The organism is Teichococcus aerophilus (assembly GCF_014490485.1).
Lineage (GTDB): Bacteria > Pseudomonadota > Alphaproteobacteria > Acetobacterales > Acetobacteraceae > Pseudoroseomonas > Pseudoroseomonas aerophila.
Genome location: NZ_JACTVA010000020.1, coordinates 1 through 14,993 on the forward strand (window position 1 = coordinate 1; position 14,993 = coordinate 14,993).

The window sequence follows — 14,993 nt, forward strand, 5'->3', positions numbered from 1 at the left end:
CGACCGCCAGCGCGCGCCGCGCGACGACGACCGCCAGCGCGCGCCGCGCGACGACGCCCGCGCGCCGCGCGAGGAGCGTGGCCCGCGTGACGACCACCGTGTTGCACGCGATGACCGCGGCCGTGGCCGGGACGAATCCCGCCGCGACGAGTACCGGCGCGAGCGGCGTGACCGTGACGACCTTGGCCCGTCGGTGCTGGGCTTCGGCGACGCGGTGCCTGCCTTCATGCTGATCCCGATCCCTCGCCCGAAGCGGGATTCCCGCCCGGCCGAGGCCGACGCCGAAGCGGCCTGATCCGCACGGGCGGGGCGCTGCCACCTGGCATCGCCCCGCCCGGCGCCTGTGCGTGATGCACGCGCACCTGGGGCTCTACGGCCCGGGCGCCCACGCCCCGCCACCCCGGTGAATGCAACACGGGGCCGGCTTGCCGCATGAGGCGGAGGGCGTCACTCTCTGTCTGCTGAGCTGCGCGGCCGAAGGTCTCCGCGACCGCCGGCCGACCGAGGAGGAATACCCAATGAACGTCGTCACCCAGTCCGCCCGCCCGTCCTTCAGCTGGGAAGACCCGCTGCTGCTGGAGGACCAGCTCAGCGAGGACGAGCGGATGATCCGCGAGGCCGCGCACCAGTACTGCCAGGAAAAGCTGTTCCCGCGCGTGCTGGAAGGCAACCGGCACGAGATCTTCCACCGGGAGATCATGAACGAATTCGGTGAGATGGGCTTCCTGGGCGCGACGCTGGACAGTCACGGTTGCGCCGGCGTCAACTATGTCTCCTATGGCCTGATCGCCCGTGAGGTCGAGCGCGTCGATTCCGGCTACCGCTCCGCCTTCTCGGTGCAGTCCTCGCTCGCCATGTTCCCCATCTGGGCCTATGGCACCGACGCGCTGAAGGACCGGGTGCTGCCCGGCATGCAGCAGGGCCAGCTGATCGGCTGCTTCGGCCTGACCGAGCCCGATGCCGGCTCCGACCCCGCCTCCATGCGCACGCGCGCCAAGAAGGTGGATGGCGGCTACCTGCTCTCCGGTTCCAAGACCTGGATCACCAATTCCCCCATCGCCGACATCTTCGTCGTCTGGGCGAAGGACGAGGCCGGCGACGTGCGCGGCTTCGTGCTGGAGAAGGGCGCCAAGGGCCTGACCGCGCCGAAGATCGAAGGCAAGTTCAGCCTGCGCGCCTCCACCACCGGCATGATCATGATGGAAGAGGTGTTCTGCCCGGAGGAGAACAAGCTGGACGTGAAGGGGCTGAAGGGCCCGTTCTCCTGCCTCAACCGCGCCCGCTACGGCATCGCCTGGGGCGCGCTGGGCGCCGCCGAGTTCTGCTGGCACGCCGCGCGTGACTACACCATGAACCGCCAGATGTTCGGCCGCCCGCTGGCGCAGACCCAGCTGATCCAGAAGAAGCTGGCGGACATGCAGACCGAGATCACCCTCGGCCTGCAGAGCGTGCTGCGCCTCGGCCGGCTGTTCGACGAGCACCGCGTGGCGCCGGAGATGATCAGCCTGTGCAAGCGCAATTCCTGCGGCAAGGCTTTGGACATCGCCCGCGTGTCGCGTGACATGCACGGCGGCAACGGCATCGCCGACGAATACCACGTCATCCGCCACGTGATGAACCTGGAAGCGGTGAACACCTACGAAGGCACCCACGACGTGCACGCCCTGATCCTGGGCCGGGCGCAGACGGGGCTGAACGCGTTCTGAACTAGAGCGAGGGAGAAGGCCGGGGGAAGGAATTTCCCCGGAACCCCCATCTTTTTTCTTCGAGTTTAAGACAGGGCTTTGGTGGCAGCGGTAGCGCTGGCATCGAAGCCCTTTTTGTATTCTGGATGCCACGCGCGCGGGGGCATTGGTCGCCGGATGTCCTGCTTTCGGCGCCAGACTGTAAGGGCGTCCTTTAGGGAGGCGGGCTCGGGTTACGCTGGGCCGATGTCCTCCCAACCCTTTCCCTTTTATTTCAATAAACTCCGCTGCCGTGCGTGCCTCCGCCACAGCTTCGACGGCGGTCACTGCCCTGGAACAACCCGCCCTCAGCTCGTCCCCAAAAACTAACAGAAAAAAGGAGGGGGTTTGGGGGAGTTCACTCCCCCAGCCTTTGCTCCCCCAAACACACTAAGGCATGCCCACGGTCATCCCGGCGGAACAGCAGCCCCCGGGTCCAGCGACACGGTGGCGCGAGCGGCGGGCCCCGAGGCCGTGTCGATGCTGACGACGACGGACATGCCGGGCGCAAGGTGCTCGACCTGCGGCTGGTCGGCGTCGATGGCGATCCGCACCGGCAGGCGCTGCGCCACCTTGGTGAAGTTGCCGGTGGCGTTGTCCGCCCGCAGCACGCTGAATTCGGAGCCGGTGGCAGGCGAGAAGGCCTCGATGCGGCCGCGCAGGACGGTATCGGGCAGCGCATCCACGGTGAAGCTGACGGGCTGGCCGACGCGCATGCCGTGCAGCTGGCCTTCCTTGAAGTTGGCGATCACCCATTTCCGCTCCGGCACCAGCGCCGCCAACTGGCTGCCGGCGGCGACGTACTGGCCGAGGCGGACGCCGATCTCGCCCAGCCGGCCATCCTGCGGCGCGACGATGCGGGTGTTCTGCAGGTCGATCTCGGCCAGGTGCACCGCGGCCTCGGCGTTCTCCACCGCCGCCTGCAGGGAGGTGCGGTTGACGATGATGGTCTGCAGGTCCTGGCGGGAGACCTCCAGCGAGGCTTCCGCCTGATGCACGGCCGAGCGCGCCTGGGCGAGGCCGGAGCGCGCCTGATCCGCCGCGCTCTGGGTGGAGATGCCGCGCCCGGCGAGGGAGCCGATGCGACGGGCATTGGCCTCGGCGGTGTCCAGCGCGCTGCGGGCGGCGTCCAGCTGCGCCTCCCCGGCGCCGATGCGCGCCTCGGCGGAGCGGCGGCTCTGGTCGGCATTGCCGAGGTTGGCGCGCTGGATGTCCAGCGTGGCGCGGGCCTGCAGCAGCTTCTGGGCGTAGATGCGGTCGTCGATGCGCGCGACCAGTTCCCCGGCCCGGACGCGCTGGAAGTCCCGCACCGGGACCTCGGTGACATAGCCGGCCAGCTGGGGGGCAATGATGGTGACCTGGCCACGCACATAGGCGTTCTCGGTGGTCTCGACCGCGCTCTGGAAGGGCGGCAGGCGCCAGGCATAGAGGACGGTCAGGGCCCCGGCGAGGCCGACCATCAGGGCGGCGGCGAAGCGGACGATCTGGGCGGCTTTGGGCATGGTTCCCGCGATCCGGGTCAGGCGGCCGTGGCAGGATGGCGGGCGGAGAACCGCGCGCGCCACCAGCCATAGCCGGAGTGGAGGAGGATGAAGGCGAGCGCGGCGACGGCCAGGGCGGCGATCAGCAGGAAGGCGTCGTTATAGGCCAGGATGTTGGCCTCCCGCGTCGCCTGCTGCGCCAGCAGGGCCAGGCCTTCAGCGCTCAGCAACTGGCCGTCGGTCAGCACGCGGCCATAGGCGGCGGAGAGCTGGTGCACACGCTCGGCCACCACCGGGTTGGTCAGGGTGATGTGCTCGACGATCTGGGAGGAGTGGAACTTCTCCCGCAGCGTGACGAAGGTGCCGAAGAAGGCCGAGCCCATCAGGCCGCCGATGCTCTGGGTGAACAGGAACACCAGCAGGAAGCTGGTCATGTAGGCCGGCCCCTGCCGCATGGTCTTGGTCAGCCCCACCAGCAGGGCCGGCGGCAGGAACAACGCGCCGCCGAAGGCGATGAGCGACTGGCTGAGATACATGTCCCCCGGCCGGGTCAGGTTGGTGGCGTGGCCGTCCATCCAGGCGCCGGCGGCGATGAACACCAGCGCGACGGCATGCAGGGTGTTCACCCGCTCCGGCCGCGTCAGCAGGGCGCAGACAACGCCGCCGAGGAAGGTGGCGGCCAGGATGGCGAGGTAGAGCAGCCGGCTCTGCTCGTTCATCAGGCCGAGGGTCTGGAACAGGCCGATGGCGCCCGCGGTCTGCTCTGCCAGCACGATGCGGAAGGCCAGCAGGATCAGCGTGAAGTGCACGATCTCCGGGCTGGTGAGCCACTGGATGTTCATCAGCGGCGTCTGCCGGTTCAGCTCGATCGCGGCGGCCAGCCCGATGGCGAGGGCGGCGATGGCCAGGCAGGCGCCGATCCAAGGCGCTTCGAACCACCAGTAGTAGCGGCCTAGGGCCAGCACCACGGCCAGTAGTCCGAAGCCGAGCGCGACCAGCGGGTAGCTGATGAAATCCAGCCAGTGCAGCACCTTGGCGCGTGGCACCGGCGTCAGCGGCAGCAGGTAGACGACGCAGAGCGCCACCAGCGCCAGCCCGACCTCCAGCAGGTAAAGCCCGTGCCACAGGCCGATATCCAGCAGCCCGGGGGAGAGCAGCCGTGCCACCATCGGCGTGGCGGAAGAGCAGGCCAGCGCCATGCTGAGCCCCCAGCTCATCTTCCGCGCCGGCGGGAAGGCATCCAGCATGTAGAGGAAGGCGAGCGTCGACATGGGCGAGGCCGCGGCACCGGCGAAGAAGCGCACCACCACCGCCGAGTGCAGGTCGAACACAAACAGGTGCAGCAGGGAGACGGCGACGAAGATGGCGATGCTGATCTCGGCGAAGCGGCGCAGGCCGAACTGGGTGCGCACCTTGGTCAGCAGGATCGTCAGGCTGACATTCGGCGCCATGTAGGCGGCGACCAGCCAGGTGGATTCGTTCAGCGTGGCGCCGAGCGCGCCCTGGATCTGCTGGGTATTGACCGCGATCAGGTTCATCCCCAACCCCTGCGTCAGCCACAGCAGCACCGAGGCCGCGATGCAGGCCAGCATGCGCGGCAGCGGCACCGTATCCGGCGCGGGTGCGGGCGCGGCCGGTGGCGCGGGGGCCGGCGTCTCAGCGCCGCTCATCGGCTGCGTCGCCAGCGAGGCTGCCGGCAGGCTGGGCCTCGATATTGCGGATGATGCGGCCGAGGACGCGGCTGGCGACCGCCAGCTCCTCCTCCGTGATGTCGTGCAGCAGGGTGTCGCGCAGGGCAGCGACCAGATCGTCCAGCTGGGCGGCCTGGGCGCGACCGGGGGCCGTCAGCGTCACCTGCTTCGCACGCCGGTCGCCATCGACGGCACTGCGCAGGATCAGGTCCTGCTTCTCCAACCCATCTAGCAGGCGGACAATGGTCGGGTGTTCCAGCTCCAGCATCGCCGCCAGTTCGGTCTGGTTGACCGGCTCGTGCTTGCCGAGTTGCAGCATCAGCCGGGCCCGGGCCAGGTTCAGCCCACGCTCCCGTACCACCCCATCGAACAGCGTCCGCATCTTGCGGCCGGCCACGGACAGCTCCGTCAGGAAGCCGCTGCGCAGGGTGGAGGGGGGCATGTGTGTTGGCGCCTTATATATAGCCAGCTAACTATTAGGTGGCCATCATATGGACTTTGGAGGGACGGAGCGGCAAGCGCGTTGTGCGCAGGTCTCCTGCGATGTCTGAGATGGCTGGCTGGGGTGGACGAGCAAGGGAAGCGGAAGACCGGGGAAGGAATTCCCCGGACCCCTTCTTTCTCTTCTGCGAGTTTGGCGAAGCGCTGCAGGACTGAGAGCGGCGCTGCTTGATGATTTTAAATGGGGCCACCAGGGCTGAACCCTCAGTCGCCGGAGGTCCTAGACCTCCGGCGCACCCCGGCCATCTCCCAAGACCGCCCCCTCAGCAGCCACGCCCGGAAAACTCGAAAGAAGAAAAGATGGGGTCCGGGGAATTCCTTCCCCGGCCTTCCGCCAACGCTTCTTGCGCCAGCGCCGATACGGGGCAAGGCCTTTCCTGCCCCATGTCGTTCGTCAGAGGGCCGCGAGGACCGTCTCGGCCTTCGAGACTTCGAATGCGCCGGATTCCTCGATGCCGAGGTAGGTGACCTTGCCGTCCTTCGCCACCAGGGCGAAGCGCTTGCAACGGACGCCCATGCCGCGCGGCGTCAGGTCCAGTTCCAGCCCCAGCGCCTTGGTGAACTCGGCCGAGCCGTCGGCCAGCAGCACCACTTCATCCGTGATGCCCTGGTCCTTGCTCCAGGCCTGCAGCACGAAGGCGTCGTTCACCGCCATGCAGGCGATGGTGTCCACACCCTTGGCCTTCAGGGCGCCGGCCAGCTGGACGAAGCCGGGCAGGTGCTTGGCGGAGCAGGTCGGGGTGAAGGCGCCTGGCACACCGAACAGCACCACTGTCTTGCCGGCGAACAGTTCGGCGGAGGGCAGCTCGCGCGGCCCTTCGGCGCCGGCCTGGGTCAGCTTGGTGGCGGGGATGGTATCGCCGATCTGGATGGTCATGGGGTGCGTTCCTCGCAGCCTGTGGTGCAGCCTGAGTTTACGACATCGGGGTTGCTGTCAACCGCGGTGCTTGCACGGCGCCGCTGCTGCCGCCATCTTCGTTGAACCATGCCCAAACGTGCGCGCGATCACGAATTCACCGACGCCCGCCTCACCGCTTCACAGGATGGACCGGGCGATGACAGCCGCCCGATCACCGCGCGGGAGGCACCCCCGGTCCAGCAGGAAGGCTATCTTGGCGGCCAGCTGCTGGTGGCCATGCCGGGACTGAACGACCCCCGATTCACCCGCGCCGTCATCTGCGTCTGTGCCCACTCGCCCGATGGCGCGATGGGCATCGTGCTGAACAAGCCGCTGGAGACGCTGAGTTTCGAGGACCTGCTGAAGCAGCTGGAGGTGGAGCCGGTGCCGCCGCAGCGGCAGATCCGCCTGCTGACCGGCGGTCCGGTGGAAGGTGGCCGCGGCTTCGTGCTGCACACCGCGGACTGGGAAAGCGATGCCAGCCTGAAGGTGGCCGGCAACCTGGCGCTGACCGCCAGCGTGGATATCCTGAAGGCCATCGCCGGCGGCGGCGGCCCGCGCCAGGGTCTGCTGGCGCTGGGCTATGCCGGCTGGGGCCCCGGCCAGCTGGAGGAAGAGATCCAGCGCAATGCCTGGCTGAACGTGACGCCCGACGAGGGCCTGCTGTTCGAGGGCGAGGCTGAGAGCAAGTGGCGCCAGGCTCTGGCCAAGCTGCGGATCGACCCGCTGCTGCTCTCCGCCAGCGCCGGACACGCCTGACTGACGTCATCCTGACCGCCGCGGGCTTCGCAGGCCCGCCGTTTCGCGCCAGGATGACCGACCCTGGAGGAAACAAAAACGATGGATATCGCGGTCGATACGCCCTTCATCCGCCTGCACCCGGAGGACACGGTGCTGATCGCCCGGCGCGCGGCGCCGGAGGGTACGCCGGTCGCCCCGGGCATCACCGCCGCCGCCCGCATCCCACCCGGCCACAAGGTGGCCATCCGCGCCCATGCGGTGGGCGACGTGGTCAAGCGCTACGGCCAGATCATCGGCTTCGCCACCCAGCCCATCGCCCCGGGCGACTGGGTGCATGTGCAGAATTGCGGCATGGGCGAGTTCACCAAGGATTACGCCTGGGGCGTCGATGCCAAGCCGACGCTGTATGTGCCGCAGCCTGCCACCTTCATGGGCATCGTTCGCCCGGATGGGCGGGTGGCCACGCGCAACTACATCGGCATCGTCACCAGCGTGAACTGCTCGGCCCACGTCGCCTCGATGATCGCGGATGCGTTCAAGCGCAACCCGTTCATCGGCAACGACCCGCTGGCCGAGTACCCGAACGTGGACGGCGTGGTGGCGCTGACGCACAAGACCGGCTGCGGCATGGGCGACAATGACGGGCTGCGCATCCTGCGCCGCACGCTCGCCGGTTTCGCCCGGCACGTGAATTTCAGCCACGTCATCGCCATCGGCCTGGGCTGCGAGGTCAACCAGATCTCCGGCCTGCTGGAGGAACAGAACCTCGCCGGGCGGCTGCGGAACATGGACATCCAGTCCATGGGCGGCACCCGCAAGACGGTCGAGGCCGGCATTGCCTTCGTGCGCGAGGTGCTGGACGAATCCAACAAGGTGCACCGCCAGCCGGTGCCGGCCAGCCACCTGACCGTCGCCCTGCAATGCGGCGGCTCGGACGGCTATTCCGGCATCACCGCCAACCCGGCGCTCGGCGCGGCGTCCGACCTGCTGGTGCGCAACGGCGGCACCGTCATCCTCTCCGAGACCCCGGAGACCTATGGCGCCGAGCACCTGCTCACCCGCCGCGCCACCTCCCGCGAAGTCGGCCAGAAGCTGGTGGATCTGATGCGCTGGTGGGAAGAATACGCCGAGCGCGGGCAGGCGGAGCTGAACAGCAACCCCTCCCCCGGCAACAAGGCCGGCGGGCTGACGACCATCCTGGAAAAGTCCCTCGGCGCCATGGCCAAGGCTGGCACCACCAACCTGACCGCCGTGTACGACTACGCCGCGCCCGTAACGGACAAGGGTTTCGTCTTCATGGACACGCCGGGCTACGACCCGGTGGCCGCCACCGGCCAGGTGGCCGGCGGCGCCAACCTGGTCTGCTTCACCACCGGGCGCGGCAGCGTGTTCGGCTGCAAGCCCGCTCCCTCCATCAAGCTGGCGACCAACAGCGCCATGTACGAACGGATGGAAGAGGACATGGACGTGAACTGCGGCACCATCCTCTCCGGCCGCGAAAGCGTGGAGGAATGCGGGCAGCGGATCTTCGAACTGATCCTGCGCGTCGCCTCCGGCGAACACACCAAGAGCGAAAGCTTCGATTTCGGCGCGGCGGAATTCGCGCCCTGGCCGATCGGCGCGACGATGTGACGCGACTGGAAGATCGGGGAGCATCCCTTCCCGGTCTTCCCGCTTACCGCTTTTCTTTTTTCGCTGGCTTTGATGCGTGGTGTTGGCGGCCTGTCGAGTGTCGACCGCCTACTGCGTGGCGGTACCGCGCTCTCGCTTCGCTACCTGATGAACAGATTTTTGGAGGCTGGATGGAAGGGGAAGGCCGGGGAAAGAATTCCCCGGACCCCATCTTTTTTTCTGCGAGTTTGGCGAAGCGCTTCAGGACTAGGAGCGGGCGCTGCTTGATGATTTTAATAATGGGCCACGCGGCTGAGCCCTCAGTCGCCGGAGGTCTAGGACCTCCGGCGCACCCAGCCGTGTCTCAGGCGCGACTCATCAATAGCCACGCCCGAAAAACTCGAAAAAAGAAAAGATGGGGTCCGGGGAATTCCTTCCCCGGCCTTCCCCTTCCCCTACCCCTACCCTTTAAACACTGGCTTACGTTTCTCCGCGAAAGCGCGCTGGGCTTCCTTGGTGTCGTCCAGCCCGGCCAGGGCCACGGTCTGGGTTTGCTCGTAGCGGTAGCCGTCGCGCAGCGGCATTTCTTCGGTCAGGCCGAAGGAGCGTTTGGCGGCCTGAACGGCGGAGGGGCTTTTTGCCGCGATTTCGTGCGCGATGCCGAGTGCGGTGGGCAGCAGGTCGTCCGGCTTCACGCAGGCGGAGGCGGCGTTCATCCGCAGCAGCTCCGGCCCGCTGATGCGCCGGGCGGTGTAGATCATCAGCCGGGCGTCGGACTGGCTGAAGGCGCGCATGATGTGACGCACGCCGCCGGCGAGGCCGACATCGACCTCGGTCATGGCCAGGAAGGCGGTGTCGGACACGACCAGGATGTCGCAGCACAGGGCCAGGACGCAGCCGGCGCCGATGGCGGCGCCGTTGACGGCGGCGATGACCGGCTTGCCGCATTCCATGACGGCGTCGAAGGCGGCGCGCACGGTGCGGTTGTGGCGCGGGTAGGCGCCGGCTTCACCGGCCAGGTTGGGGCGCTCGCGCAGGTCGGCGCCGGCGGAGAAGGCGCGGCCATCGCCGGTCAGCACCACGGCGCGCACTTCGGGCAGGTCATGCAACAGGTCGAACAACCGGATCAGTTCCTCGCGGAACAGCCGGTCCTGCGCGTTCACCGGGGGGGCGTGCATGGTCACGGTGGCGACGTGGTCCTGCAGCGTCACGCGGAAACGTTGCAGGTCCTGCAAGGCGGGAAGGGTTGCCATGGCTCAGCCGGCCACCTGGGTGGTGCGGGCGGGCGGCAGGGGCGCCAGGCCGTCCTCCACGTCGCGCAGCGGCTCGGCTACGCCATCCGGCAGCGGGATCTCGTGCGCGTTCAGCGTCATGGAGACCATGGTGTAGTAGCCGATCACCGCCGTCAGCTCGACCACGCCGCGCGCGCCCCAGCGTTGCTCGACGGCACGGTAGAGCGGCAGGGGTACGCGGCCGGTTTCCTGCAGCGCCCTGGCGAATTCGTAGATCTCGGCATCCTCCGGTGCATCCAGCTGCGGCGGCTGGCCGGTGCGGATGGCCTCGATGGCGTCGGCGGGCAGGCCGGCCTCGGCGGCGGCGCGGGCATGCACCCACCATTCGATCTGGCTGCCCCAGCGGCGGCCGGTGACGATGATGGCCAGCTCGTTCAACCGCTTGGGCAACACCGTGTCGAAGCGCAGGATCTCGCCCAGGCTGGACCAGCGCGCGGCGAGTTCGGGGCTGTGGATGACAGCGCGCAGCGGGCCGATCATGGCGCCACGCGGGCCGGCGAGGACGGCATCGTGCACGCGGCGCTGTTCGGGTGACATCTCATCCGGGCTCGGCAGCGGGATGCGGGCCATGGCGGGTCCTTTCATATCCGGCGTTCAGACGACGCCACGTTCGGCGAGGCTGGCGCGCGCGGTGGCATCGATGCCCAGCGCCTCCAGGATCTCGTCGGTATGCTGGCCCAGGGTGGGCGGCGCGCGGTCGTAGCGCAGCGGTGACTCGGCGAAGCGCAGCGGGCTGACCACCTGCGGCACGGTGCCGGCCAGCGGGTGCGGCAGGTGGCGCAGCATCTCCCGGTGGCGGATCTGCGGGTCATCGAAGACCTGTGGCACGGTGTTGATGGGCGCGCAGGGCACGCCGGCCGCATCCAGCCGCGCGATCAGCTCGGCCTGGGTGAGACGGCCGAACGCCTCGTGCAGCAGCGGCGTCAGCTCCGCATTGTTGCGGACACGGCCGGCATTGGCGGCGAAGCGCGGATCGGTGCCCCAGCCGGGCTGGCCGATGGCCTCACACAGCTTGCGGAACTGGCCGTCATTGCCCACCGCCAGCACCAGGTAGCCATCGGCACAGGGGAACACGTCCTGCGGCTGGATGTTGGGGTGGCGGTTGCCGCCACGCTGCGGCGTCTTGCCGCCGACCAGCCAGTTCATCGCCTGGTTGGCCAGGAACGCGGCGCCGACATCCAGCATGGCGAGGTCGATCGTCTCGCCCTGCCCCGTCTCCGCCCGCCGCGCCAGGGCGGCCAGCACGGCGACGGCGGCGTACATGCCGGTCATCAGGTCGATGATCGGCACGCCGACCTTCTGCGGGCCGGCGCCGGGCATGCCGTCGCGCTCGCCGGTCACGCTCATCAGCCCGCCCATGGCCTGGATGGCGAAGTCGTAGGCCGCCTGGTCCCGCCGCGGCCCGTCCTGGCCGAAGCCGGTGACGGAGCAGTAGATCAGCTTTGGGTGCGCGGCGCGCAGGGTGGCGGCATCCAGCCCGTACTTGGCCAGCGCGCCGGCCTTGAAGTTCTCGATGACAATGTCGGATTCGGCGGCGAGCCGGCGCAGCACCGCCTGGCCCTCCGGCTGCGCCATGTCGATGGTCAGCGACCGCTTGCCGCGATTGACCGAGAGGAAGTAGCCGGCCTCCTTCGTCGGGTTGCCGTCCCGGTCCTGCAGGAAGGGCGGGCCCCAGCCGCGGGTGTCATCGCCGGCGCCCGGGCGCTCCACCTTGATCACGTCGGCGCCCATGTCGGCCATGATCTGCGTGGCCCAGGGCGCGGCCATGATGCGGCTGAGGTCCAGCACCCGCACATGGCTCAGCGGGCCGCTGCGGGGCGCGTCCTCAGCCATCGACCGCTTCCGTCGCCTGGAAGGACGGGCGGGCCCGGATGGCCGCGTGCCAGGCCGCCAGCTTCGGGTGCCCCGCCCGCCAATCCAGGTCCGCGAAGCGGAAATCGAGATAGGACAGCGCGCAGCCGAGCGTGACGTGGCCAATGTTGAACGGCGCGGCGTCCAGCGCCGAAGTCTCGCTTTCCAGCCGATCCAGCGTCTTGCCGGTCTTCACGGCGAAGGCGTCCATCCAGGCCTGGGTCTGCCGCTCCACCGGCTTCTCCCGCTCGTTGCGCCACAGGATCAGCGCATCGAGGAAGCCATTGCCGAGGGACTGCCAGGTCAGCGCCTGCCACCGTGCAGCACCCGCCGCCGGGAACAGCCGGCCGCCTGCCAGATGATCCAGATACTCGCAGATGGTCAGCGAGTCGTAGAGGACGGTGCCGTCCTCCAGCACCAGCGTGGGGATCTTGCTGAGCGGGTTGTCTTCCAGCAGTGCCGCGTTCGGCGTGTTCATCGCCGCGACGGTGCGGATGGTGGTAATGCGATCCGCCAGGCCCAGCTCCTGCGCCGCTACCATCACCTTACGCACGAACGGCGAGCGGGGAGACCAGTGCAGCTTCATGGCCGGGAGCGCCACTTCGTGGCAGCGGGACGGTGCATTGGCATGGCGGTGTCTCCCCGGATGGCCACGCCCTGCGGCACGGCGTCCAATATTCTTTAGGTCAGCTTTATGTCCTTTTAAAAGGGGTGGTGTGGTGGCGTCAAGCGGCGGGTCTGGGTGTGGCTGGACAGGGGAGAAGGCCGGGGAAGGAATTCCCCGGTCCCCTTCTTTTACTTTTTCGAGTTTTCAGGCGGGGCTGTTGATAGGTCGGCCTACGAGACGGCTGAGCGCGCCGGAGGCCTGAGACCTTTGGCGACTGAGGGTTCAGCCCGCGTGGCCCATCATCGAAATGATCGAAAGGCGCCCGCTCTCAGTCTGAAGCGCTTCGCCAAACTCGCAGAAAAAAAAAGGGGTCCGGGGAAGCCTTTCCCCGGCCTTCCCTTCCCCTGCCAAGGACCTCAGGCCAGGCTATCCGTCGATAGCTTGATATCGATCCGCACCACGTCCCCACGATAGATGCCATCCGCGATCAGGATCAGCGTGCCGCTGGCATCGGCGGCGGCGCGGCGCACATAGGCCACGGGTGCGTTCAGCGGCATCTTCAGTTGCTCCGCCACTTCCACGTCGGCGGAGCCGATGGTCAGCACCTGCCGCGCGTCGGCGATGGTGACGCCGGGCAGGCTGGCGGCCAGGTTGAGCGCGGTGCGGGTACGCAGGTCGTGCGCCTTCACCTTGGGCCACAGACGCTCATCCAGATACACGTCGGCCAGCAGGAAGGGCTGGCCATCGCGCCAGTGCCGGCGCCGCAGGTGGCGGTAGGAGGGTGCGGCACCGCCCAGCTCGGCCGGCAGGTTCGGCGGGGTCGCGCCGCCCTGGCTGCTGAGGATCTCGATCTCCGCCCCTTCGCGGGACCGCAACAGGCCGGACCAATCGGTCTGCACCTCGCACCACAGCGGGTTGCGGGTCTGGCCGCGGACGAAGGTGCCCTTGGCGCGGAAGCGCTCGATCAGCCCCTCCGCTTCCAGCTGGCCGAGGGACTGGCGGATGGTGGCGCGCGCCACGCCGCATTCGGCCGCCAGTTCCTCCACCGTCGGGATCTGCGCGCCCAGCTTCCAGGCGCCGGAATTCACCCGGCTGCGGAACAGCGTCGCCAGCTGCAGGTAGCGCGGCACGGCGCTGCGGTTGAGATCGACCGCGCCCTTCGGGGTCCGCGCGGCAGGGGACGACTTCATCATGCTGTCTCTTTGCGGCAAGCGGCCGGGCCCGCCAAGCCTTGCCATCGGCCGGGCACACCCCGCACTATAAAGCCCAAAAGATCAATTCTACGGCCTTAAGGCTGATATGGAGGACATCGGACCATGACACCACCCCCGACCAGACGGGCCATCATCGGCGCCAGCCTGGCCCTGCCGGCCCTGCTCGCCCGCCCAGCCCGCGCCCAGGGCGGCCGCCCGGCACGGATGATCGTGCCCTACCCGCCCGGCGGCATCACCGATCTCGTCGCCCGCCGCGTCGCGGATGCGTTGGCGACCCTGCAAGGCCGACCTTTCGTGGTGGAAAACCGCCCCGGCGCCAGCGGTAACCTGGCGGCGGAAGTGGCCGCGCGCGCGGCGCCGGATGGCAACACCCTCTACATGGGCTTCGCCGGCACCCATGCGATGAATGTCAGCCTGTTCCCCAAGCTGGGCTACGACCCAGTGAAGGACTTCACGCCGATTTCCCTGCTGATCGAATCGCCACTGGCGCTGACCGTGCATCCCTCCCTGCCCGTCCGCTCCCTGGCCGAGCTGACGGCCTACGCCAAGGCGCATCCGGACGCGTTGGCCTTCGGCTCCTCCGGCAATGGCGGCGCATCGCACCGGGCGCTGGAACTCTACAAGGCGGCGGCGGGGGTGCAGATCCTGCACGTGCCGTATCGCGGCGCCGCGCAATCCAACACGGACCTGCTGGGCGGCAAGATCCAGGGCATGTTCGATACGCTGATCACCGCCATGCCCAACATCACTGGCGGCACCGTGCGCGTCCTGGCCGTGACCGGCCGCGGCCGCGCCGCCCTGCTGCCAGACACACCCTCCATGGCCGAAGCCGGGTTGCCCGGCTACCTCTTCGTCACCTGGCTGGGCCTGCTGGCGCCCGCCGGCCTGCCCGACGCGCAGCGGGACCGCCTCAACGCCGAACTCCACCAGATCCTCGCCGATCCCGCCATGGCACGCTGGTGCGCCGAGAACGGCCTGGAACCCCGCCCCGGCACGCCACAGGACTTCGCCACCTACATGACAGACGAAACCACTCGCTTCGCCCAATTCGTGCGCGAGACAGGCATGCGGATCGAATAACGCCACCACGCCGGGACGGGACCCGCAACGCACGATGGAGAGGTGGTCTTACCTCTTTCGTCGTTCCTTCTAGATTGGCGCAGACAATGTGGAATGATCCTTCCGGACCCGTCGTGCTGAGAAATCCTTGATATTCTCGAAGGCGAAGAGAAGCGGTAAAGGCCGGGGAAAGAATTCCCCGGACCCCTTCTTTTCCTTTTTCGAGTTTTCCGGGCGGGGCTGTTGAGGGGTTTGCCCGGAAAGACGGCTGGGTGCGCCGGAGGTCCGAGACCTCCGGCGACTGACGGTTCAGCCCGCGCGGC

13 protein-coding genes and 1 pseudogene are annotated in these 14,993 nt (G+C 68.4%); 5 read left to right on the forward strand and 9 right to left on the reverse strand.

Going from position 1 to position 14,993, the window contains the following annotated elements:
* Both IBL26_RS12335 and IBL26_RS12340 read left to right on the forward strand, forming a co-directional pair.
* Positions 1-295 (forward strand): annotated as a pseudogene (locus IBL26_RS12335) (DEAD/DEAH box helicase); the annotation flags it as partial.
* A gap of 223 nt (positions 296-518) precedes the next feature.
* Positions 519-1,706, forward strand: a complete 1,188-nt coding sequence (locus IBL26_RS12340) for an acyl-CoA dehydrogenase (protein WP_187784793.1) — start codon at positions 519-521, stop codon at positions 1,704-1,706.
* Positions 1,707-2,131: 425 nt separating this feature from the next.
* Here the strand turns inward: IBL26_RS12340 and IBL26_RS12345 are convergent, their stop codons facing one another.
* The 4 genes from IBL26_RS12345 to IBL26_RS12360 form a co-directional block, all read right to left on the reverse strand.
* Positions 2,132-3,226 carry an HlyD family secretion protein gene (locus IBL26_RS12345; protein ID WP_187784794.1) on the reverse strand — a complete coding sequence of 365 codons (1,095 nt, stop codon included), beginning with the start codon at positions 3,224-3,226 and terminating at the stop codon, positions 2,132-2,134.
* A gap of 17 nt (positions 3,227-3,243) precedes the next feature.
* On the reverse strand, positions 3,244-4,875 hold the full coding sequence (locus IBL26_RS12350) for an MFS transporter (RefSeq protein ID WP_187784795.1): 1,632 nt from the start codon (positions 4,873-4,875) through the stop codon (positions 3,244-3,246).
* Entirely contained in the window at positions 4,862-5,338 is a 477-nt protein-coding gene (locus tag IBL26_RS12355) for a MarR family winged helix-turn-helix transcriptional regulator (protein ID WP_187784796.1), read from the reverse strand. Before IBL26_RS12355 ends, IBL26_RS12350 begins: the two co-directional genes overlap by 14 nt.
* Positions 5,339-5,791: 453 nt before the next feature.
* Positions 5,792-6,274: a peroxiredoxin gene (locus IBL26_RS12360; RefSeq protein ID WP_187784797.1), complete on the reverse strand. Its 483-nt coding sequence runs from the start codon at positions 6,272-6,274 to the stop codon at positions 5,792-5,794.
* Between the two features lie 108 nt (positions 6,275-6,382).
* Between IBL26_RS12360 and IBL26_RS12365 the strand changes: the two genes are divergently transcribed.
* Both IBL26_RS12365 and IBL26_RS12370 read left to right on the forward strand, forming a co-directional pair.
* Positions 6,383-7,054, forward strand: a complete 672-nt coding sequence (locus IBL26_RS12365) for a YqgE/AlgH family protein (RefSeq protein WP_187784798.1) — start codon at positions 6,383-6,385, stop codon at positions 7,052-7,054.
* Between the two features lie 81 nt (positions 7,055-7,135).
* On the forward strand, positions 7,136-8,668 hold the full coding sequence (locus IBL26_RS12370) for a UxaA family hydrolase (RefSeq protein ID WP_187784799.1): 1,533 nt from the start codon (positions 7,136-7,138) through the stop codon (positions 8,666-8,668).
* Between the two features lie 440 nt (positions 8,669-9,108).
* Here IBL26_RS12370 and IBL26_RS12375 read toward each other — a convergent pair whose 3' ends face one another.
* The 5 genes from IBL26_RS12375 to IBL26_RS12395 all read right to left on the reverse strand — a co-directional run bounded on the left by IBL26_RS12375 (position 9,109) and on the right by IBL26_RS12395 (position 13,587).
* Positions 9,109-9,900 (reverse strand): enoyl-CoA hydratase/isomerase family protein, encoded by a 792-nt coding sequence (locus tag IBL26_RS12375; RefSeq protein WP_187784800.1) that lies wholly within the window; start codon positions 9,898-9,900, stop codon positions 9,109-9,111.
* 3 nt (positions 9,901-9,903) lie between these two features.
* A complete protein-coding gene (locus IBL26_RS12380) occupies positions 9,904-10,509 on the reverse strand; it encodes a carboxymuconolactone decarboxylase family protein (protein WP_187784801.1) in 606 nt (201 codons plus the stop codon).
* A gap of 24 nt (positions 10,510-10,533) precedes the next feature.
* Positions 10,534-11,772: a CaiB/BaiF CoA transferase family protein gene (locus IBL26_RS12385; RefSeq protein ID WP_187784802.1), complete on the reverse strand. Its 1,239-nt coding sequence runs from the start codon at positions 11,770-11,772 to the stop codon at positions 10,534-10,536.
* A complete protein-coding gene (locus IBL26_RS12390) occupies positions 11,765-12,376 on the reverse strand; it encodes a glutathione S-transferase family protein (RefSeq protein ID WP_187784803.1) in 612 nt (203 codons plus the stop codon). Before IBL26_RS12390 ends, IBL26_RS12385 begins: the two co-directional genes overlap by 8 nt.
* A 437-nt stretch (positions 12,377-12,813) precedes the next feature.
* Positions 12,814-13,587, reverse strand: a complete 774-nt coding sequence (locus IBL26_RS12395) for a GntR family transcriptional regulator (protein ID WP_241749312.1) — start codon at positions 13,585-13,587, stop codon at positions 12,814-12,816.
* A 126-nt stretch (positions 13,588-13,713) separates the two neighbouring features.
* On the opposite strand from IBL26_RS12395, the gene IBL26_RS12400 reads away from it, so the two are divergent.
* The gene (locus IBL26_RS12400) at positions 13,714-14,691 is read left to right on the forward strand and encodes a Bug family tripartite tricarboxylate transporter substrate binding protein (RefSeq protein ID WP_187784805.1); all 978 of its coding nucleotides are present in this window, start codon (positions 13,714-13,716) and stop codon (positions 14,689-14,691) included.
* Positions 14,692-14,993: the final 302 nt, after the last annotated feature.